This window comes from Pseudomonas sp. MAG733B (genome assembly GCF_036884845.1).
Taxonomy (GTDB): domain Bacteria; phylum Pseudomonadota; class Gammaproteobacteria; order Pseudomonadales; family Pseudomonadaceae; genus Aquipseudomonas.
The window spans coordinates 4,527,927-4,547,248 of the sequence record NZ_CP145732.1; the positions used below are offsets into that span (position 1 = coordinate 4,527,927).

Sequence of the window (19,322 nt, forward strand, 5' to 3'; positions counted from 1 at the left end):
ATTGGCGACCTCGTATTGGTTTTGACTGAGCGCTCCACCACGAGGAAGTTTCACCCATGAAAATCAATAATAAAAAAATAGCCTTTGCCCTCACGCTGGCTGCGGCCTTTGTTTTAAACGCTAACGCCGAAGACGCTCCCAAAGAGAAGTCCAATTTCGTCGTGCATAAACTAAGCGACAACCTTTACGCCATTGGCGAACCGACTTACTACCAAGCCAATTACTCTTATCTGATTATCGGCAATGATAAGGCCTTGATGCTTGATGCTGGCGCCGAGCAAAAAGAAGACATCACCAAAATCGTCAAGAGCATCACACAAAAACCGCTGTCCGTGCTGCCCTCGCACCTGCATTTCGACCACATTGCCGGCCTGCACAACTTCGACAGCATCTATCTGCTGGATACCGAATTCACGCGCAAATTCAAGCAGGACGATGGGCTCTACCACGTGCCGGAGTCCGTGTACCTAGGGGATTTCGATAAGTTTGTGCTCGAACCGTTCAAGGTGTCCCGCCTGGTCAAGCCCAATGAAGTGATCGACCTGGGTGGCGTGAAACTGAAGCTGCTCAGCATGCCTGGCCACACCCAGGATGAAGTGGCGCTTTATGATGAAAAGAATAACGTGCTGTTGTCAGGCGACCATCTTTATCCATCGTCGCTGTTTGTGGGCAACATGGAAGATTACGTGGCCTCGGTTTCGGCAACGCTGAATGTCATTAATAAAGACACTGCCATTTATGGCGCTCACGCGGGCTCAGATCCTAATCTGGTTCCGAAGATGACCTATGAGGAGATTGTGCTGATTCGCGACAAGTTGAAAGCGGCTGAGAATAAAACTGTTAAACCTGATCCATTCCCCGGTTCTGATTTGGTCAAGAGCACTAATCTTTATAACGTTGATAAAGAGGTGAGTATTCTTTCGGATATTGAATTCAAGGATGGCAGGAAGTATGGCTACTGATTGGCAACGCAGGCATTCGGGCTTGAACCTGTGCTTGCGACCCTGATGTGAAAAAGCATCCCCAATAGGAGCTACCCAGTGCAACGAGGCTGCGATCTTTAAAAGCAAGATCATAAGATCGCAGCCTGAGGGGAGCACGATTGAAGGTGGGAGCGAGCCTGCTCGCGATGGCCAAAAACGATACCGCTCGAAATCTGACACCCCGCAACACCGGATATCAGAGCAAGCCGCTCCGGTCTTACGGACTGACGGGATGAACAGTGCTGAATAGATAGCCCTGCTATTGATCCCGTCCCGACATTCGATCAGGGGCAGAGCGCAATCCCGACTGCATGACTGGAGCAGCCTCAACCGCTTCGACAAAGTTGCCCTCTGTGATAGTTGTCTTCGTTCGCTGATTGCGAGAGTCATAAGCCTGTCGACGTTCAATCCAGCGACGCAGTGCCAACAGTAACGCACTGACAAACCCGTACATCACCGTGACAATAAACGCCGATTGCAACAACGACTGCGGCGCGAAGCTCGATATCTGCTGTGAACGTCGCAACAGTTCTTCGTACGGAATGATGTACCCCAGAGACGTGTCCTGGACGATCGCCAGAACGGCACTGACCAGCGTTGGCAACATCAGCTTTAGCGCCTGTGGCAATACCACCCACATCATCGCTTGGTGATCGCGCATCCCAATGGAAAGCGCGGCCTCCTTCTGCCCGCGCCCCAACGAAAGAATGCCCGCACGTACAACCTCCGCTGTCATCGCGCTGTGATGCAGCACCATGCCGAAAATCAGGTAGCCCAGTGCCGACCAGTGCAACCCGATCGAAGGCAGCAGGATGACGGTAAACAGAATCAGCAACAGCAGCGGTACCGCGCGAAAACAACCGATGTAGCCCGCCGCCAGGGTGCGCACCCAAAATCGGTTCGACAACCGCGCCATCGCCAGAGGTACGGCAAGGCTGAAGGCGAGTACCGTACTGATCACCGCAGCCAGCAAGGTCGCCATCAGTCCGTCAAACAGAAACTTCAAGGTGCCCGGGTGCAGGAAGATTTTCCAGCGATGGGCATCGAACTGACCACTCACCTCCAGACGATGCCCGACCGCGTACATAAAGCAGAACAACAGGACCACCCCAACCACCGAGATGATCCGGTTCCGCCGCCTTGCAACAGGACCCGGCGGTTCGTAGAGCAGATTGTCCGCGCTCATCGCAGCACCGCCATTTTTTGCTCAAGGACGCGGAAGATCAGGCCCGCGGGAAGGGTCAACAGGAAATAGGCCGCCATCGCACCGAGGAACGTCGGCACGGCCAAGGCGGTGTCGAAGTTGATTTTTTGCGCGGTGTAGGTGATGTCGGCGACACCGATCGCAGCACCGATAGCGGACGCCTTGATCTGAATGATGAACAGATTGCCCAGCGGGGCGATCACCGACTGCACCGCTTGCGGCAAAACCACCTCGCCCAGTATCTGGTCAAACCGCATGCCGATACTGCGGGCTGCTTCGATCTGCCCGATGGGCACGGTGTTGATGCCCGACCGCACCACCTCGCAGATCCAGGCCGCGCTGTACAGCCCGAGGACCAGGACCGTCGAGGTGAACAGCGAGTACATGAAGCCCAGCTTCGGCAAGCCGAACGTGAACAACAGCAATAACGCCAGCAGCGGCATCATCCGCATGAGTTCTACGTAACTGCTGGCAAACCAGCGAAAGGGTGGCCATGGGCTCACCCTCATGATCGCCAGAAGCAGTCCGAGAACGATCGCAATGGCAAAGGACAGCAGGGTCAGCTGCACGCTGACTGCAATGCCCCCCAGGAAGCGTTCGATATAAGACATCAGGCTCACCTCTGCCTCTCTTTACTGTTCGATCACTGGCACCTGAGGCGCACCGAGTCCGTCTTGCAGATCCTTGCCGTACATTTCCTTCCACTGACCATTCTCGATGGAAGCGCTCAGTTGGCTGTTGAGCCAGTCACGCCAGGTCGTATCCTCCTTGATGACGGCAATGCCGTACGGCTCTTCGGTGAACGGCGTGCCGACCACGCGCATTTTTCCGGGTTGACGCATGGACTCACCGACCAGCGTCGCACCGTCGTCGACGTATGCGTCGAAGCGCTTGTCGATCAGCCCCTCGACGCACGCCGAGGCATCGCTGAACGTCACGATCTTGGCCGCAGGCGCCAATGGCTTAAGGTTGCGCTCTACGGTGGTGCCACTTAGAACGCAGACCGTCTTGCCATCCAGGTCGGCGGTCTTTTTGATCGAATCGTCATCCGCGCGGACCAGAGAATCCTGGCCGGCGAGGTAGTACGGGCCCGCAAAGCCAATGACCTTTTTGCGCTCGTCGGTCACGGTCATGGTCGCGATGACCATGTCGACGCGTTTGTTTTCGACCAGCGGAATGCGGTTTTCCGGTGTGGTGCTGACCCATTCGATATTGTCTTCGGAACCGGTGAGCTTTTTCGCCAGCATTCGGGCCAGGTCAGCCTCGAAACCTTCAACCTCCCCCGTCATGGGATTGCGCGACGAAAACATCAGGGTATTGAGCGAGCTGCCAACGACTAGCTTGCCGCGCTTCTGGACCTTGGCCATGGTCGAATCGGCCGGGAACTGCTCAACGGTAGAGGCCGACGCGGTCGAGGCGAACATGCAGGTAGCCAGGAGGGAGACGCCGAGGGAAGCGATTCGATTTAAGCGCATGGTTGTTTTCTCTTGTTCTTGTGATGTTGTTGAGTGGATCAGTGTGCAAGGACCTTGGACAAAAACTCGCGGGCGCGCTCCGAGCGAGGGGCGCTGAAAAATGTCTCGGGCGGAGCGCTTTCGACGATCCGACCGGCGTCCATGAAAATGATGCGATCGGCGGCGGAGCGTGCGAAGCCCATTTCATGGGTGACGACCACCATGGTCATCCCGGTGCGGGCCAGATCGACCATGACCTTGAGCACCTCGTTGACCATTTCCGGATCAAGCGCCGAGGTCGGTTCGTCGAACAGCATCACGCTGGGTTTCATCGCCAGTGACCGGGCCAATGCCACACGCTGTTGCTGGCCGCCGGACAATTCAGCGGGATAGGACTTGCCCTTGTGTGCCAGGCCGACCTGATCAAGCAGTTGCAAGGCCCATGCGTCGGCATCCGCGCCGCGCATGCCGAGGACTTTTCGCGGGCCCATCGCGACGTTCTGCAACGCGGTGCGATGGGAAAACAGGTTGAAACTCTGGAAGACCATTCCGACCTTCGCGCGCATCTTGGCCAGCGCCCCACCCTCTTCCGGCAGGCGCTCGCCGTGCAGAAAGATATCGCCATCGGTGACGGTTTCCAGGCGGTTGATGCAACGGCACAGGGTCGATTTCCCAGAGCCCGATGGGCCGATGATCACCACCACCTCGCCAGGCTGCACCTCCAGGTCGACATCAAACAGCACTTGCTGACTGCCGAAAAACTTGTTGACGGCACGCAGTGAAATGGCAGGCGTTTGTTGAGTGAACGATTGAGCCGATTGCATGGTTTCTGGTCTGCCTCAAAAGATCTGACACGTGCCCGGCAGGCACCCCGAACTAGACGAACTTCAATTGCACCGTGGCTTTCAATTGACCGGCTCGCGAACCGTTGTAACTTCTCAACACCGGATCGGCCCAGGGCGCCAGCAGCGGATTGTCGCTGTCCTCATCCAGCACCCCCAGTTGTTTGAGCACGCCAATGGTCACCGCGAACACGCTGGCGAAATCGCCGTCACTGATCTTGACCGCCACGCCCAAGCCACGACTGCGGATACCGACCGTCTGCACGCCATCGGCACCGGTTTTCGCAACCCAGTCACCATTCGAAGACATCGTGATGCCCAAGTCGGCGCGACCGGTCCCCGAGACCATTTCCGGATGGCTGCGCATTGCATCGAACAGCCGCCGCAATACGGGATCGAGGCTGGCGTCACCACCACCCTCGGCACTGGCCAACCGCGCCCACAACAGGGCCAGGCGTGACAACGGCATGCCCAGGTTTGGCGCGTTGCAGCCGTCGATTCCGGTCCAGAGCTGATTCTCCGCAACCCCTGTCAACGCCGCGACTACCCGCTGGATGTCGCGCTGCAAGGCATGTTCGGGGGACAGATAGGTTTCGTTGGGCAAACCATGCAGGCGGCAATACGCGAGGAAACCGCTGTGCTTGCCGGAACAGTTGTGGTGGCGCTGATCGTAGCGAAAACCCTGGGGCGGCAGATTGTCCGCCGTGTAGAAATCGGGCAGATGGCAACCACACCCCAAGTCAGTGGACGCTCGCTGGATTTTTGCGAGCATGCCACTCACAGCATTCACGTGTACGGTTTCGCCCGAGTGACTGGCGCACATTATGGCCACTTGTTCATCGGAGAAGTCGAAGTGCTCGACCCCGCCATCCCGGACGAAGGGAATGGCCTGGAATGGCTTGAGCGTGGAGCGGGAAAACATCATCGAACCGGGGTCGCCGGCATAGGCCAGCAAACATCCTTCGTTATCAACGACAGCCACCGATCCCCAGTGGATGCGCTCCACATGTTCGTTTCGGGTAGCAATGGCCAATGGAACGTGTGCGGGAAAATCCATGGTGATCTCGATACTCCAAAGTTCGCTACAGGGATCTGTGTCCCTATCGCAAATACGTGGTCGGTTGGCTGAACGACGTGCGCACTTCGATCGAAAATGAGTCTATATTCAGTCAAATACTGATGGAATAACGCGAAACAGAATTCGGTTTTGCATCCCGCGCAAAGGCAACCACTTTCAACATGACGTCTGAAACGGCACGTATCGATCACCTGGGGGTCATGAGAGCACTGGTCAAAGTGGTCGAATTGGGCACCTTTTCCGCAGCGGCCCGGGAGATGCACGTCTCCCCTTCAACCCTGACCCGCATGATCACTACGCTGGAAAAATCCCTGGGCACGACCCTGCTGCACCGCACCACGCACATCGTCGCCCTCACGGAAGCGGGCCAAATCTATCACGCGCGGGCGTTGTCGATGATCGCGGATCTGGACGACACCTTGCGTGTCGTCAGCGACCTCAACCTGGCGCCTAGCGGCCCGCTGAAACTCGTATCGCCGGTGGCATTCGGCAGACGGTTCCTCGCACCGCTGATCGCGCCATTCCTCCAGATGTATCCGGGTATCCAAATGGATCTGCGGTTGACCGACAACCACAATGACATGATCGTAGGCGGCTTTGATCTCGATATTCACGAGGGCGAAAATCATCTGGCGAACCTGGTCGCCTATCCAATCTGCCGCAACGATTCATTGCTGTGTGCCACACCCGACTATCTAAGACGCAACGGCCCTCCAGCCACCCCCGCCGAACTCAGCTCACATAATTGCCTGATCTACCTGCACCCTGACAGCGACCCGCACTGGTACTTCACCAAGGATGACGTAAAGCACTCGATTTTCCCCAAGGGCAATCTGCAATCGGACAACTCGGAGCTGCTGCTTGAAGCCGTCTGTGGCGGCCTGGGTATTGCAGAATTTGAAATCTGGCTGGTGCGTGACCAGCTCTTGAGCGGTGAATTGCAAATCGTGTTGCCTGAATATCGGTTTATTAATTCACTGACCGGGAATCAAATCTACATGGCTTACCTTCCCAATCGACGTTACTCGACGAAAGTCAGGGTACTTCGCGATTTTCTTGAAGACCGACTCAAGGGCATAAGCGAACTGCCTCCTGAGCTTTTCAAGTGTCGGTCATGAGCAAGTGCTCACGGGAACGCGTGGTCCAGGACGCGCGGCGACCGTGTCTCGGTATCAGTTCTATTGATAAGTTCCGCCGGATGAGGCCCAGTGGTCGCCCACGCTGGCAACTCACCGAAAAAAATGGCAGATGACCGCGTAGGTTCGTTTTCCGCCCGTCGTGACAGGCGGGTATCGGCCAACAGCGGACACTCACCGAATTTCAGAGCGCCACGACTGGCCGTAATAGACCGACCGGACGGGAAGGAGCAACCTTTGAGGCGCCCCTTCCACAACTTCATTCCGACCTAAGATGTTTACGACAACCGATAATCGACCTGATGCCGCGCAATGCGTGAATTACCCAACTCCCCTTTCACCCGCAAATGTTCGGGGTGGGAAGCGTAGGCGTCCAGGGCTTCCTGGGTTTCAAACTCACTGTAGAGCACGACATCGCACGCATAGTCTATACGGCTGAAATCTACGCCTACTTCGATTTTCAGAAGCCCAGGTATCAGCCCGGCGAGCCCTTCGAAACGCTCCTTCAGGAACAGGCAGGCCTGTCTGTGCGCTTCAGGCGTTTCCCCTTCCAGTTTCCACATCACGATGTGCTTGATCATCGCGGACTCCCCACTTTGTCGGACATGCCTGCCATTTCAAACTTTGCTCTTCTGATAAACATCCACAAATACCGCCGCCAGCAACACAGCGCCCTTGATCATCTGCTGATAGTCGATGCCGATGCCCATGATCGACATGCCGTTGTTCAGCACACCCATGATGAAGGCACCGATCACCACGCCGACAACCTTGCCTACCCCACCAGACGCCGAGGCGCCGCCGATGAACACCGCAGCGATGACATCCAGCTCAAAGCCTGAGCCCCCACGTGGTGTAGCGCTGTTGAGTCGGGCCACGAAAATCAGCCCGGCCACCGCCGCGAGTACGCCCATGTTGACGAAAGCAAAGAAGGTCACACGCGACGTGTTGATCCCCGACAGCTTCGCAGCCTTGAGATTGCCGCCCACGGCGTAGATCCAGCGGCCAATCACAGTGCGGTTCATGATGAAGGTGTACACACCGATCAACACGCTCATGATCACCAGCACAGTGGGGATGCCGCGATAGGTCGAGAGCAGGTAGCAGAAGTACACGATGAGCGCCGTGATCACGCCATTTTTCAGTGCGAACAAAGCCATGGGGGCGGCGTTGCCACCGCTCTTGAGTGTACGTCTGCGACTACGGTATTCGACGATCCAGAACGCAGCTGCGACGGCGATGCCCACCAGCAAGGAAGTAATGCGCAGGTGTTCACTGGCAAAGATATCGGGAATAAAACCCGAGCTGATCGCAGAGAAGGCCGGTGGGAATGGACCTATCGACTGGCCTTGCGAGATGGCGATAGTCGCGCCTCGAAAGATCAGCATGCCTGCCAGGGTGACGATGAATGACGGCATGCCCCAGACCGCTACCCAGTAGCCTTGTGCGGCACCGATCAGCGCGCCAGTAGCGAGGCAAATGATGGTGACCGTGAAGAAATCCATCCGGTACTGGACCATAAGCACGGCGGCAATCGCACCGATCACTCCGACTACGGAACCCACCGACAAGTCGATGTGACCGCAGACAATCACCATCAACATGCCCAACGCCATGACCACGATGTAACTGTTTTGCAGCAACAGGTTGGTCAGGTTCAGCGGCTGCATCAGCGCCCCGCCGGTGGCCACCTGGAAGAACACCATGATGACGATCAACGACGCCAGAAGACCGTATTCGCGCGCGCCGCGCTTGAATGACGTGAGCGCTGATGGTTTGGATGCGAGAGGTACGCTGACTTCGTTCACTGGATCACCTCGTTTTTCATGATTGCGTGCATGATTTTTTCTTGCGATGCCTCGGCGATCGGAAACTCGCCGACAAAACGCCCTTCGTTCATCACATAGATGCGGTCACAAGTACCGAGCAGCTCCGGCATTTCCGAAGAAATCATCACGACACCCCTGCCCTCACTGACCACCTGATTGACCACGCCATAAATCTCGTACTTGGCCCCCACATCGATGCCACGGGTGGGCTCGTCGAGGATCAACACCTTGGGATCGGAGAACAGCCACTTGCCCAAAACCACCTTCTGCTGATTGCCCCCGGACAGCTTGTCCACCGACTGCAATACGTTGGGGGTTCGGATGCGCAGGCGTGCCTGATAGTCAACGGCCACTTTGGTTTCGGCCAGTTCGTTCATCACCCAGCGCTTTGAGACTGCGGCCAGGTTGGCCATGCTGGTGTTGCGAGTGATGCTCTCCCCCAACACCAGGCCGGCGCCCTTGCGGTCTTCGGTGGCGTAGGCCAGGCCTTGATCGATGGCCTTGCGCACGGTGCCAAGGTCAACTTCACGTCCTTCCAGGCGAGCCTTGCCGCGAATGTTGGTGCCGTAGGTGCGGCCAAACACACTCATGGCGAACTCGGTACGGCCAGAGCCCATCAGCCCGGCAATGCCCACCACTTCGCCACGGCGCACGTGGAAATTGATATTGCGTATGCGGTCGCGGCCCGGACGCTCGGGATCACCCACCGACCAGCCTTCGACCTCGAACAACGTTTCGCCGATCTCGCTGACACGCGACGGGTAACGATCCGACAACTCGCGACCGACCATGGAGCGGATAACCCGAGCTTCGTCGATCGGTTCGGCGCGGCAGTCGATCACGTCGACAGTGCTGCCGTCGCGAATCACCGTGATCTCGTCAGCCACACGGCCAATCTCGTTGAGCTTGTGCGAGATGATGATCGAGGTAATGCCACGTCCCTTGAGTTCGAGCATGAGCTTGAGCAAGGTATCGCTGTCTTTTTCGTTGAGGCTGGCGGTGGGCTCGTCAAGAATCAGCAGGCGCACGTCCTTGGCCAGCGCCTTTGCGATTTCCACCATCTGCTGCTGGCCGATGCCGAGTTTACCCACCAAGGTCTGGGGGCTTGCATCAAGGCCGACACGGGCGAGCAAATCACGGGCCCGCCGATGCGCCTGGTTCCAGTCGATGACGCCATGCCGAGCGATCTCGTTGCCGAGAAACAGGTTCTCGGTGATCGAGAGCATCGGCACCAGAGCCAGCTCCTGGTGAATGATACAAATGCCCAGCGCCTCGCTGTCACGCAATCCCTGGAAGGTTCTTGGCTTGCCGTCGAAGACGATTTCGCCGGTGAAGCTGCCATGAGGATAGACCCCACTGAGGATCTTCATCAGGGTCGATTTGCCGGCACCGTTCTCACCGCAGATCGCATGGATTTCGCCATCGCCGACCTTGAGGTTGACCCGGCTGAGCGCCTTCACCGGACCGAAGCACTTCTGGATATCACGCATGTCGAGAATTGTTGTTGTCATGTTCTCTCTCCTGCCCGCACGCACCGTACGCCGTTCGCCTTAGCGCAACTGTTCCGAGGTATAGAACTTGGTGTCGTCCACCAGAACTTTCTGCCAGTTGTTGCCGTCGACCAGTTGTGGCGTAAGCAGTTGGGTCGGCACGATCATCACGCCGTTGTCGTAAGACGTGGAGTCATTGACCACCACCGTCTTGCCGCTCAAGGTGGCGTCCATCATCTGCGCAGCGGCTTCAGCCAGTGCACGGGTGTCCTTGAAGATGGTCGAGGACTGATCGCCGCGAATGATCGACTTGATGCTGGCCACCTCGGCATCCTGTCCGGTGACAATCGGCATGGCCGCCTTGCCCGAGCCATAACCCACACCGCGCAATGAAGACACCACACCGGTTGCGATCTGGTCGTTCATCGCCAGCACGGCGTCCAGGTGCGCGGTTCCATAGAAGGCACTCAGCAGGTTATCCATGCGCGCCTGTGCCTGGGCGCCATCCCAGTTCGGGGTCGCTACCTTCTCCATCGCTTGTTGGCCGCTGCGGATCACCAACTTGCCGCTGTCGATGTATGGCTTGAGCTGCGACATCACCCCCGCGTACACCACGTGGGCATTGTTGTCGTCGGTGGAGCCGGCGAAGATTTCCAGGTTGAACGGCCCCTTGCCCTGCGCGAGTTGCAACTTGTCTACAATGGACTGGCCTTGCAGCACGCCGGTGCGGTAGTTGTCGAAGGTGACGTAGTAGTCGAAGTCCTTGGTGTTGCGGATCAAACGGTCATAGGAAATGACCTTGATGCCTTTTTCCTTGGCCTGCTTGAGCACATCAGCCATGGTCGTGCCGTCGATCGGCGCGACGATCAGTCCCTTGATGCCCTTGACCATCATGTTTTCAATTTGCGACAGCTGGGTCGGTGCTTCGTACTGGGCGTACTGCAGGTCAGTGTCGTAACCGAGCTTTTTCAAAGAATCGACGATGCTGCTGCCGTCCGAAACCCAGCGCGCCTCGGTTTTCGAGGGCATGGCAACCCCGATGGTGCCTTTGGTGCTGGTGGCGCTCTTGTCGCAGGCACTGACGGCCAGTCCCAACAGTAATGCGCCGGCAAGCTTGATGATCGTGTGCATGGTGACCTCTTCTTTTTGTTGTTGGCATTTCTCGGGATGCAGGCCCCCTTCCGACCCTGTAAACAGAGTCGGCCGGGGTATTCGCTAACGGGACTGCGTGTAGCCGATTACTTGGCCAGGATGACTTCCTGGCCGTTCAATTCAGCGGACTCGAACAGCGCTTCGAGAATCACGTTGATGTTGTGCGCCTGGGTGGCCGGCACAGTCGAAGGACTGCCGGTACGCAACGACTGGACGAAGGCTGCGGCTTCGCGGTCGAAATACACCGGGTTGCCGATCTCGGCGATTTCCGGGGAATAAACCGTTTTGCGCACGGCCCAGATCTCCGGGAAGCTGTTTTCGTTCCAGTGCGTCCAGCCTTGCTGATGGCCATTCTTGCCATCGTGGTACAGCTTGTACGACGCTGGCATCGGCGTGGAGTGCATCACCCCATGGGTGCCGTAGGCCGTGATGTCCCAACTTTCCGTCCAGGGCATCGGATCCCAGGACATGAAGTCGATGGTGATTAACTTGTCATCGTAGTTGAGCACTGCGCCCACGGCGTCTTCGCGCGCCGAGTCGCTCATCTGCCCGGCGAACTTAGTGATCCGCGCATTGACCGAGTTGGGCATGCCGAAGTGCAGCAGCAAACGATCGATGGTGTGGCAGCCAATCACGTAGAAGGCGCCACCGCGGTCGCCCGGTTGTTTCATGTGGTTGGTGTCGGCTTCATCGTGGGAGCAACCGGCATGGGCGCGCACTTGCAGGACCTTGCCGATTTCTCCGCTTTGCAGCACTTGCTGCATCTTTTCCACCGACGGCGCGTAGCGCCAGCAGTAGCCCACCTGGAACAACCCACCGGTGCGCTCAACCGCTTCGACGATACGCGTGGTATCGATGGTGCCGCGACCCGCCGGTTTTTCGCAAAGCACCGCCTTGCCAGCTTCCAGGGCTTCGATGGCCCAGTCGGCCATCAGGTAGCTTTTAGGGTGTACCAGTACGACGTGCACATTCGGGTCGGCGAGGATTTCTTCCTTGCTGCGCGCCTGCAAGCCCAGGGCATCGCAGAATGGCTCAAGCAAAGGGCTGTCGTCGTAAGCACCGAGGAACTGCGCGCCAGGTATGCGTTTGAACGCTTTGACGCGGCCCGACGTGTGCGGGTGAGTAATCCCCAGGCAGGCCACACCGATGGTGGCGCCACTCTCAAGCTTGTAGGACATGGTGTTCTCCTGATGTTCTTGTCCAAATTGGCGAATGACCGTTCAAGCTCACAGACGGACTGCGCGCCCGGTCTTGACCGACTCGACGGCGGCATCGGCCAGCTTCAGGGCCTTGAGACCGTCCTGTACGGTGGTCGGCATTGGGCTGCCTTTGACCAGTGCATCGATGTAGGCATCCAGTTCGGCCTTGTAGGCTTGCTGGTAGCGCTCAAGGAAGAAATTCAGCAGCGGTTCGCGAGCGTCGGTGACGTCCTGGCTCCAGCGCCGGATGGTGGTCGGGCGCAGGTTGTCCATTTGCAGCATGCCTTTGGAGCCAAACACCTCGATGCGCTGGTCGTAACCGTAGACCGCCTGACGGCAATTGTTGATGTGGCACTGTTTGCCCGACGCGGTTTGCATCTGCACCATCGCCGTGTCGTAGTCGTCGTACTTTTCCATCATCTGCGGGTCGATCAGACGGCTGCCGATGGCGGTCAGCTCCACCGGCTCCTCACCCAGCAGCCAGCGGCCGATGTCCAGGTCGTGGATGGTCATGTCGCGGAAGATGCCGCCGGAATGTTCAATATAGTCTTCCGGCGCCAGGCCCGGATCGCGGCTACTGATGATCACCTGACGCACTTCACCGATGTCACCGGCCTCGATCGCCGCGTGCATTTCGGCGAAGGTGGTCTCGAAGCGGCGGTTGAACGCCAGCATCACCCGACCGTTGAGGCGCTCCACTTCTTCGACGGCGGCCAGGCTCTTGGCCATGTCCAGGTCGATCGGTTTCTCGCACAACACCGCCTTGCCTTGGCGCACCGCGCGCAGCATCAGGCTGATGTGGGTGTGGGTCGGGGTGCCGATGACGATGGCCTGGACGTCGTCGCGATCGATCGCCGCTTCGCAATCGGTCATGGCGTCAGCGCCAAATTGCTCGGCCAGTTGCTGGGCAGCGTTGCCGAAAGGGTCAGCCACTGCCACCAGTTTTGCGAACGGACTGGCCGCGACATTGGCTGCGTGAATCTTGCCGATTCGGCCGGCGCCGAGAACTGCGATACCTACCATTGTCTCTCTCCTGAAAACTCTATTGTTCGTTGTTGTGTACGAGCAAAACTTGCGTGTTAGTCCGGCGCATCACTTCGGGAATTTGATCCCTTCGAATTGCGCGATGGTGGTTTCAAAGGTTCTCTTGGCCACCACATCCAGCGGCAGCTTGCGCAGTTCAGCGGAGATCAGTTCCACACCCCAAGGGCCGTCGTAGCCGACATTGACCACTTGCTGGATGAACTCCGGCACGTCCAGCTGGCCTTCGCCACAGCATTTGCGGTAGTGCGTGGAATCGTTGAACAGGGTTTCGACGATGGCGTGATTGGCGTCGTCCAGTTCGATGGACTTGATCAACTCCAGTGGGATCTTGGCGATTTCATCGAAGCTCATGCCGCCACGCGCCACGTGCCAGGTATCCACCAGAAGGCCGCCGTTGGGGCGCACACCTTCTGCCACGGCGATGGCGAGATCGATGGTATTCACGCTGGAAAACGGCAGGAATTCGATCACCACATTGGTGCCGAAAGGTTGGGCCCGATCGCACAACAGCGCGAAGGTGTCACGCATGCGGGCGATGTCGGGCGGCCCGTCTTCGAACAAACCGGCGGCTACCTTGAGGCTGCGCGCGCCGAGCTCGCCAGCGACTTCCAGCAGTTCGTCGCGGACTTTGTCCGACGCCGCTCGGCGTTCGCCATCCAGGTGCCAGTCCGTCAGGAACTCGACTTCCAGGTGCTTGATGCCGTTGTCCTGAAAGATATTGCGTACGGTGGAAATACCCAGCTTTTCAACGTTGTGCAGGATGTCGGCATGCACCAGCCCCATGCCGCGCCAGCCGGCTTTCGACGCCGCCTCCGCACGCGCTTGCAGGGAAAATGGGCTGATCTCGCTGGGAGCTCCGGGATAGGTGTCGCCAGCGAGGGTCCAGTAGGCAGCAAGCAGTTCAATATTTTTGTTTGGCATGACGATCACTTATGAGTGAGTGGTTTCAGGACGGTCGCTAACAGATGTTGATGATTCAGGCCTGGGTCAGGACAAAGTCCCAATTCACCGCCAGGAACGGCACCTGCAAGTCATAACGACTCGCCAGTAGCGGATCGGTTTGGGTGGTGAACTCGGCAATCAATTCCTTCTTCACGCCGAACACCGTGTCCTCGTGCAAGTACGGGCAATCGGGGGTGAAGATGTGGGTGATGACCTGGTCGTAACCTTCGGCGGTCACAATGAAATGCAAATGCGCGGCGCGGTTGGGATGCCGCCCCAGATCACCCAGCAACTTGCCTACCGGACCGTCGGCGGGAATCGGGTAGTGACGCGGCTTGACGGTACGGAATGCGTAATAGCCATCGGCATCGGTGGTGAACAGACCGCGCAGGTTGTAATCCGGTTGTACGCCTTTTTGCTGCACGTCGTAGAACCCGTCATCGTTGGTCTGCCAGATATCCAGGGTCGCGCCGGCGATCGGGTTGCCCGCGATATCGAGCACCCGACCGCTGACCAGCGTCGGCTCGCCCTTGCCGTCCAGGCAGATGTTCGCGCCATTCTCGTAGCGCGGTGCATCGGCTACGTAGAAAGGCCCAAGGATCGTGTTAGGCGTCGCGCCCTTGGGCCGCCGATGGTTGATCGCATCCACCAACATGGTCGCGCCCAGCACATCCGACAGCAGAATGTATTCCTGGCGCCAGTCAGTGCACATCTGCCCGGTCTGGGTCAGGAACTCGATAGCCTTGAACCACTCATCATGGGTCGGTTCGATTTCCTTGATGGCTGCATGCAGATGCCGGGTCAGCACCGACATGACCTCGACCAGCCGCGGGTTCGCGTCGACCGAATTACGGGCATTGACGATCTCGGCGGATTGTTCCTCTTCGAAAAGTCCGCCGATGGCGATGTCGGTATCCAGATGAGCAGTCATGAATTTTAATCCTTGTTTCATTGTTCTTGAAGGCCGGCAGGCTCTTGATATTTTGACTGCCGGCAGACGCTGGTCGTTCTCAATAAGCTTGAGCGTCGACAGCGCGCCATTTGCGGCCATTGAAACGTTGCTTCATTTGCTGCTCAATTTCTTCCAGGGTCAGGCCCTTGGTTTCCGGCAACCACAACGTGCAGAAGATGATCGAGCCAATGTTCACCACGGCGAACAGGAAGAAGGTCATGCCGCCCAGCACGCTCAGCAACACCGGGAAGACGAAGGCAACGATGGCGTTGAAAATCCAGAACACGCTCACCGAAATGCCATTCATCAAACCGCGTGCATGGGTCGGGAACAGTTCCGACATCAGCAGCCAGTAAACCGGGCCGATGCACATCTGCATGAAGAACAGGAACACCAGCACGCCGGACAGTGCCAGGTAGCTTTGCAGCAGCGAGTGCGGCATGAAGTTGAGCACCACACCGAGGAAGATCTGCGCCAGTACGACGACCGTCAGCCCCAGCAACAACATCGAGCGACGGCCCATGCGGTTGATCACCCACATGCCAATCAACGTGGCGATCACCGAGACCACACCATTGCCGATGGTCGCGATAAGGGCGGCGTTGATGCCCATGCCGGTCTCTTTGAGAATCATCGGCGTGTAGTACATGAACGCGTTGACGCCGGTGAACTGGATGACGAAGCCAAGACCGATACCAATGGCGAGCAGCTTGAGCAGCCAGGGTTCGTTGAGCGTGGCGAGCACACTGGTCTGGCGCGCTTCGACTTTGCACTGGGAGATGATTTCCTTCAGCTCGCGGTCCGCTTCATGCTGCGTATCACGGATGCCGGCTAGTACTGTCTTGGCTTCTGCAACGCGGCCTTTGCTGACCAGCCAGCGCGGCGAGGTGGGGACGAAATGCATGCCGACATAAAGCAGCGCCGCCGGGATCAAGGCGATGGCCAGCATGTAGCGCCAGATCGTCGGGCTGTCGAACAGGTGCGCCAACCCGGCACTGGCGACGTAAGCCAGGCATTGCCCTGAAACAATCATCAGTTCGCTCTGGCACACCAGTCGGCCGCGATGTTTGGGGGCTGCCAGTTCTGCAATCAATACGGGAACGGTGGAAGATGCACCGCCAACGGCGATGCCGAGAATGAAACGCGTAACGACCATGGACCACATATCCGGCGCCAGCGCGGTACCCAGGGCGCCCAATGCAAACAGCAGGGCCAGCGCCTTGAGCACGCCGAGACGACCATAACGGTCGGACAGTTGCCCGGCGAACAGCGCACCTACGGCGCCGCCAAAGATCAACGAGGACGCGACCAGACCTTCCGAGACCGGGGTCAGACCGAGGCCGCCCTGGCTGGCATCCAGTGACATGAAGGGCAGCGCTCCGGAAATGACACCTGTGTCATACCCGAATCCCAATGACCCCATGGTAGTGATGGCTGCAATTCGCCAGAGAATCTTCGACGAAGCACCGACAGTTTGACTGTTAGACATGAGGTCAACCTTTATTGAAGTTATGTGTGCTCTCAGTGGAATCGAGACTACTGCCATTGAATCGGAAAACAAACGCCCTAACGGCAAATGTGTTTTCCACTAGATGGAAAACTGAGAATTCCGGCAGTTAAGTCGCGCGAACGCGCGACTTGGGGGGATGGAGCGGAACGCAGTATCAGCGCGTCCAGAAGCGCTCATATTCATGCTCGGCAAAGTCCGCGAGCAGAAAATCGATGAACACGCGCAGCTTGGTAGGCATGTAGCGTCGGCTCTGGAACGCCATGTTGATCGTCAATCGCGGCAGGTCCCAGTCATCCAGAACCGGGATCAGGCGCCCCGCCACCAGATCGGCGTTTATGATGTACTTGGGCTGCACCAGGATGCCGCCACCGGCCAGGGCCGCTGCCCGGACGATCTGCCCATCGTTGGTTTCCAGCATGGGTTCGACCTTGATCGCGACCTCTTCGTCGTCTTTGGTGAAACGCATGACCCGGGGCTGGTTGGCATGGCTGTAGATCAGTACGTCATGTTTAGCCAGATCTTCGATGGTCTTCGGCGTGCCCATGCGTTGCAGGTAACCCGGTGAAGCGGCCAGCACCCTGCGCGTTTCGGCCAGGCGGCGAATGGTGATGTTGGAGTCAGGCTCGTATTCCTTGGTCCTGATCGCCAGGTCTATTTCGCTGTCGATGATGTCGAAATAGCGATTCTCGCCCAGGAGCTTGACGTTGATGTGCGGGTATTTCTTGCGAAACGCCGGTATCAGCGGCGCGATATGCAGCATGCAAAACGAAATGGACGAGGTGATCGTCAAGGTGCCGACCGGCTGTACCAGTGATTCGGTCAGCGAAGCCTCGGCTTCCTTCAACTCACCGAGCAGGCTTTTGCAACTGGTATAGAACTGATGACCGGAATGGGTCAGCGCAAGACGACGTGTATTACGATCGATCAACCGGACGTTGAGTCGTTGCTCCAGTGCTACCAGGTGTCGACTGGCGGCGGCGTTCGATAAGCCGAGCAGTTCTGCCGCCTTGCTCAAGGTACCCACTTCCGCCGTCGTGACGAAAAGCTCCAGTTCGGTTAACCGATCCATTGAGTGCTCCGCTTTTACTTTTTCATATATGAAATAAAGATTTTCTTTATCAGTCTTTTTTTGCGTTGTCCGGAACTATAACGTGCAGCGCTATAGCCTGAACAGAGCCGTTGGCGGCACACCCGCGACAGGCAGACAGGGCACAAAAAAACCAAAAAATCCCGGAGTCACGATGCGTAATCTGGACGAAGCCTCCATCACTCAAGCCGTACTGGCGCGCAACAGTGGCACCACGGATGCGCGCCTTTGCGAAATCATGACCAGCCTCGTGCAACATCTGCACGCCTTTGCCCGCGACACCAAACTGACCGAACAGGAATGGCAGCGTGGCATGGACTTTCTCGCCCAAGCGGGCCAAATGAGTTCAGCGGATCGTCAGGAGTTCGTGTTGCTTTCCCATACTTTGGGGCTGTCGACACTGGTGCTGGCACAGAACGACAAGAACCCCAAGGGTTGCACCGAGCCGACAACCTTTGATGTGTTGCAGGCAAAGAACGCCAGAATCTTCGATCTGGGCGCTGACATCAGCGCGGGCCTTGCCGGGCCCAAGTGTCATGTGCGCGGCGTGATTCGCGATGTCAGAGGCAACGTCGTTCCAGGCGCCACCTTGCAGATCTGCATGGCCGGCGGCAGCGGTGCCGATAACTGCAACCAGGCGCTGATTCAAGCCGATCAGGCGGGTGAGTACCATTTCTGGACCGTCGTGCCCGACTGTCAGCCCATCCTCGACGACGGTCCGGTTGGCCAGATGCTTGCGTCGCTCAACCGCCACCCATGGCGCCCCGCGCACCTGCAATTCACCATCAGTGCTCCCGGTTATCAACGCCTGACCACCCAGGTATTTCGTGAAGGCGACCCGTATCTGGATTCCGATGCGGTATTCGGCGTGCGCTCTTCATTAATTACCGAGTGGACTGCCCACGAACCCGGGCTGACTCCCGACGGCACATTCAGCAGCGATGCCTTCCATACCCTCGCCTTCGATTTTGTCCTGACCAAACATTGAATCGCACAGCGAGGAAATCATGCTCGACGAACCTTCCATTACCGCGGTCATCAGTGCACTTGAAGAAGAACGTTACCTGGCCATGCGCCAAGGTGACTTGCAAACCTTCGAACGCCTGTCTCATCCCGAGTTGATCTATATCCACTCCAATGGGGTCAAGGACAGTCTGGACAGCTACCTGAACAAATGCCGCGAAGGCCTCTACGTTTATCACCGCATTGATTATCGGCTTGAGGAAGTTCGCTTGTCAGGGAATACCGCCCTCGCCTTCGGAAAAATGTCAGCCGACATCACGTCCCACGGCATCGACAAAACCATTCACAACCGCACGCTGACGGTCTGGCTCAAGACCGGCCTGCAATGGCAATTGTTCGCCTATCAACCCACGCCTATGGCAAAGCCTTCAGCGCTCTAACCGCCCCCGGAGAATCG

General features: G+C 57.8%; 19 protein-coding genes. 4 read left to right on the forward strand and 15 right to left on the reverse strand.

Annotated features, from left to right (window positions below):
- The first annotated feature begins 56 nt into the window (after positions 1 to 56).
- Positions 57 to 962, forward strand: a complete 906-nt coding sequence (locus tag V6Z53_RS20660; RefSeq protein WP_338581464.1) for an MBL fold metallo-hydrolase — start codon at positions 57 to 59, stop codon at positions 960 to 962.
- A 280-nt stretch (positions 963 to 1,242) separates the two neighbouring features.
- Here V6Z53_RS20660 and V6Z53_RS20665 read toward each other — a convergent pair whose 3' ends face one another.
- From V6Z53_RS20665 to V6Z53_RS20685, 5 genes are read right to left on the reverse strand one after another with little or no spacing between them, the layout of a single operon-like run.
- Positions 1,243 to 2,169, reverse strand: a complete 927-nt coding sequence (locus tag V6Z53_RS20665; RefSeq protein ID WP_338581465.1) for an amino acid ABC transporter permease — start codon at positions 2,167 to 2,169, stop codon at positions 1,243 to 1,245.
- Positions 2,166 to 2,798, reverse strand: a complete 633-nt coding sequence (locus V6Z53_RS20670; RefSeq protein WP_338581466.1) for an amino acid ABC transporter permease — start codon at positions 2,796 to 2,798, stop codon at positions 2,166 to 2,168. The genes V6Z53_RS20665 and V6Z53_RS20670 overlap by 4 nt, the downstream gene beginning before the upstream one ends.
- 21 nt (positions 2,799 to 2,819) lie before the next feature.
- The gene (locus V6Z53_RS20675; RefSeq protein WP_338581467.1) at positions 2,820 to 3,662 is read right to left on the reverse strand and encodes a glutamate ABC transporter substrate-binding protein; all 843 of its coding nucleotides are present in this window, start codon (positions 3,660 to 3,662) and stop codon (positions 2,820 to 2,822) included.
- A 38-nt stretch (positions 3,663 to 3,700) separates the two neighbouring features.
- A complete protein-coding gene (locus tag V6Z53_RS20680) occupies positions 3,701 to 4,465 on the reverse strand; it encodes an amino acid ABC transporter ATP-binding protein (protein WP_338581468.1) in 765 nt (254 codons plus the stop codon).
- A 52-nt stretch (positions 4,466 to 4,517) separates the two neighbouring features.
- A complete protein-coding gene (locus tag V6Z53_RS20685; protein ID WP_338581469.1) occupies positions 4,518 to 5,540 on the reverse strand; it encodes an asparaginase in 1,023 nt (340 codons plus the stop codon).
- A 182-nt stretch (positions 5,541 to 5,722) separates the two neighbouring features.
- On the opposite strand from V6Z53_RS20685, the gene V6Z53_RS20690 reads away from it, so the two are divergent.
- Positions 5,723 to 6,679 (forward strand): LysR family transcriptional regulator, encoded by a 957-nt coding sequence (locus V6Z53_RS20690; protein ID WP_338581470.1) that lies wholly within the window; start codon positions 5,723 to 5,725, stop codon positions 6,677 to 6,679.
- A 296-nt stretch (positions 6,680 to 6,975) separates the two neighbouring features.
- Here V6Z53_RS20690 and V6Z53_RS20695 read toward each other — a convergent pair whose 3' ends face one another.
- From V6Z53_RS20695 to V6Z53_RS20740, 10 genes are all read right to left on the reverse strand, one after another.
- The gene (locus V6Z53_RS20695) at positions 6,976 to 7,278 is read right to left on the reverse strand and encodes a Dabb family protein (RefSeq protein WP_160385835.1); all 303 of its coding nucleotides are present in this window, start codon (positions 7,276 to 7,278) and stop codon (positions 6,976 to 6,978) included.
- Positions 7,279 to 7,314: 36 nt separating this feature from the next.
- The gene (gene mmsB / locus V6Z53_RS20700) at positions 7,315 to 8,505 is read right to left on the reverse strand and encodes a multiple monosaccharide ABC transporter permease (RefSeq protein WP_160385836.1); all 1,191 of its coding nucleotides are present in this window, start codon (positions 8,503 to 8,505) and stop codon (positions 7,315 to 7,317) included.
- Positions 8,502 to 10,037: a multiple monosaccharide ABC transporter ATP-binding protein gene (gene mmsA / locus V6Z53_RS20705; protein ID WP_338581471.1), complete on the reverse strand. Its 1,536-nt coding sequence runs from the start codon at positions 10,035 to 10,037 to the stop codon at positions 8,502 to 8,504. The genes mmsB and mmsA overlap by 4 nt, the downstream gene beginning before the upstream one ends.
- A gap of 39 nt (positions 10,038 to 10,076) precedes the next feature.
- Entirely contained in the window at positions 10,077 to 11,147 is a 1,071-nt protein-coding gene (gene chvE, locus V6Z53_RS20710) for a multiple monosaccharide ABC transporter substrate-binding protein (RefSeq protein ID WP_160385838.1), read from the reverse strand.
- Between the two features lie 107 nt (positions 11,148 to 11,254).
- Positions 11,255 to 12,346 (reverse strand): Gfo/Idh/MocA family oxidoreductase, encoded by a 1,092-nt coding sequence (locus tag V6Z53_RS20715; RefSeq protein WP_338581472.1) that lies wholly within the window; start codon positions 12,344 to 12,346, stop codon positions 11,255 to 11,257.
- 48 nt (positions 12,347 to 12,394) lie between these two features.
- The gene (iolG, locus tag V6Z53_RS20720) at positions 12,395 to 13,390 is read right to left on the reverse strand and encodes an inositol 2-dehydrogenase (protein ID WP_338581473.1); all 996 of its coding nucleotides are present in this window, start codon (positions 13,388 to 13,390) and stop codon (positions 12,395 to 12,397) included.
- Positions 13,391 to 13,459: 69 nt separating this feature from the next.
- Positions 13,460 to 14,332: a TIM barrel protein gene (locus tag V6Z53_RS20725; RefSeq protein WP_338581474.1), complete on the reverse strand. Its 873-nt coding sequence runs from the start codon at positions 14,330 to 14,332 to the stop codon at positions 13,460 to 13,462.
- Between the two features lie 55 nt (positions 14,333 to 14,387).
- On the reverse strand, positions 14,388 to 15,284 hold the full coding sequence (locus tag V6Z53_RS20730) for an intradiol ring-cleavage dioxygenase (RefSeq protein WP_338581475.1): 897 nt from the start codon (positions 15,282 to 15,284) through the stop codon (positions 14,388 to 14,390).
- A gap of 79 nt (positions 15,285 to 15,363) precedes the next feature.
- Positions 15,364 to 16,794, reverse strand: a complete 1,431-nt coding sequence (locus tag V6Z53_RS20735) for a sugar porter family MFS transporter (protein ID WP_338581476.1) — start codon at positions 16,792 to 16,794, stop codon at positions 15,364 to 15,366.
- A gap of 175 nt (positions 16,795 to 16,969) precedes the next feature.
- Positions 16,970 to 17,884 (reverse strand): LysR family transcriptional regulator, encoded by a 915-nt coding sequence (locus V6Z53_RS20740; protein ID WP_338581477.1) that lies wholly within the window; start codon positions 17,882 to 17,884, stop codon positions 16,970 to 16,972.
- Positions 17,885 to 18,056: 172 nt separating this feature from the next.
- Between V6Z53_RS20740 and V6Z53_RS20745 the strand changes: the two genes are divergently transcribed.
- Positions 18,057 to 18,890: a dioxygenase gene (locus tag V6Z53_RS20745; protein ID WP_338581478.1), complete on the forward strand. Its 834-nt coding sequence runs from the start codon at positions 18,057 to 18,059 to the stop codon at positions 18,888 to 18,890.
- 19 nt (positions 18,891 to 18,909) lie between these two features.
- Positions 18,910 to 19,305 carry a nuclear transport factor 2 family protein gene (locus tag V6Z53_RS20750; protein ID WP_338581479.1) on the forward strand — a complete coding sequence of 132 codons (396 nt, stop codon included), beginning with the start codon at positions 18,910 to 18,912 and terminating at the stop codon, positions 19,303 to 19,305.
- Positions 19,306 to 19,322 lie beyond the last annotated feature (17 nt).

What these genes read in the sequence shown, in the direction of transcription:
- V6Z53_RS20660 (WP_338581464.1), top strand. Translation starts at nt 57, where the DNA reads ATGAAAATCAATAATAAAAAAATAGCCTTTGCCCTCACGCTGGCTGCG.
- V6Z53_RS20665 (WP_338581465.1), bottom strand. Translation starts at nt 2,169, where the DNA reads ATGAGCGCGGACAATCTGCTCTACGAACCGCCGGGTCCTGTTGCAAGG.
- V6Z53_RS20735 (WP_338581476.1), bottom strand. Translation starts at nt 16,794, where the DNA reads ATGTCTAACAGTCAAACTGTCGGTGCTTCGTCGAAGATTCTCTGGCGA.
- V6Z53_RS20680 (WP_338581468.1), bottom strand. Translation starts at nt 4,465, where the DNA reads ATGCAATCGGCTCAATCGTTCACTCAACAAACGCCTGCCATTTCACTG.
- iolG (WP_338581473.1), bottom strand. Translation starts at nt 13,390, where the DNA reads ATGGTAGGTATCGCAGTTCTCGGCGCCGGCCGAATCGGCAAGATTCAC.
- V6Z53_RS20685 (WP_338581469.1), bottom strand. Translation starts at nt 5,540, where the DNA reads ATGGATTTTCCCGCACACGTTCCATTGGCCATTGCTACCCGAAACGAA.
- mmsA (WP_338581471.1), bottom strand. Translation starts at nt 10,037, where the DNA reads ATGACAACAACAATTCTCGACATGCGTGATATCCAGAAGTGCTTCGGT.
- V6Z53_RS20715 (WP_338581472.1), bottom strand. Translation starts at nt 12,346, where the DNA reads ATGTCCTACAAGCTTGAGAGTGGCGCCACCATCGGTGTGGCCTGCCTG.
- V6Z53_RS20725 (WP_338581474.1), bottom strand. Translation starts at nt 14,332, where the DNA reads ATGCCAAACAAAAATATTGAACTGCTTGCTGCCTACTGGACCCTCGCT.
- V6Z53_RS20730 (WP_338581475.1), bottom strand. Translation starts at nt 15,284, where the DNA reads ATGACTGCTCATCTGGATACCGACATCGCCATCGGCGGACTTTTCGAA.
- V6Z53_RS20690 (WP_338581470.1), top strand. Translation starts at nt 5,723, where the DNA reads ATGACGTCTGAAACGGCACGTATCGATCACCTGGGGGTCATGAGAGCA.
- V6Z53_RS20675 (WP_338581467.1), bottom strand. Translation starts at nt 3,662, where the DNA reads ATGCGCTTAAATCGAATCGCTTCCCTCGGCGTCTCCCTCCTGGCTACC.
- V6Z53_RS20695 (WP_160385835.1), bottom strand. Translation starts at nt 7,278, where the DNA reads ATGATCAAGCACATCGTGATGTGGAAACTGGAAGGGGAAACGCCTGAA.
- V6Z53_RS20740 (WP_338581477.1), bottom strand. Translation starts at nt 17,884, where the DNA reads ATGGATCGGTTAACCGAACTGGAGCTTTTCGTCACGACGGCGGAAGTG.
- chvE (WP_160385838.1), bottom strand. Translation starts at nt 11,147, where the DNA reads ATGCACACGATCATCAAGCTTGCCGGCGCATTACTGTTGGGACTGGCC.
- V6Z53_RS20745 (WP_338581478.1), top strand. Translation starts at nt 18,057, where the DNA reads ATGCGTAATCTGGACGAAGCCTCCATCACTCAAGCCGTACTGGCGCGC.
- V6Z53_RS20670 (WP_338581466.1), bottom strand. Translation starts at nt 2,798, where the DNA reads ATGTCTTATATCGAACGCTTCCTGGGGGGCATTGCAGTCAGCGTGCAG.
- V6Z53_RS20750 (WP_338581479.1), top strand. Translation starts at nt 18,910, where the DNA reads ATGCTCGACGAACCTTCCATTACCGCGGTCATCAGTGCACTTGAAGAA.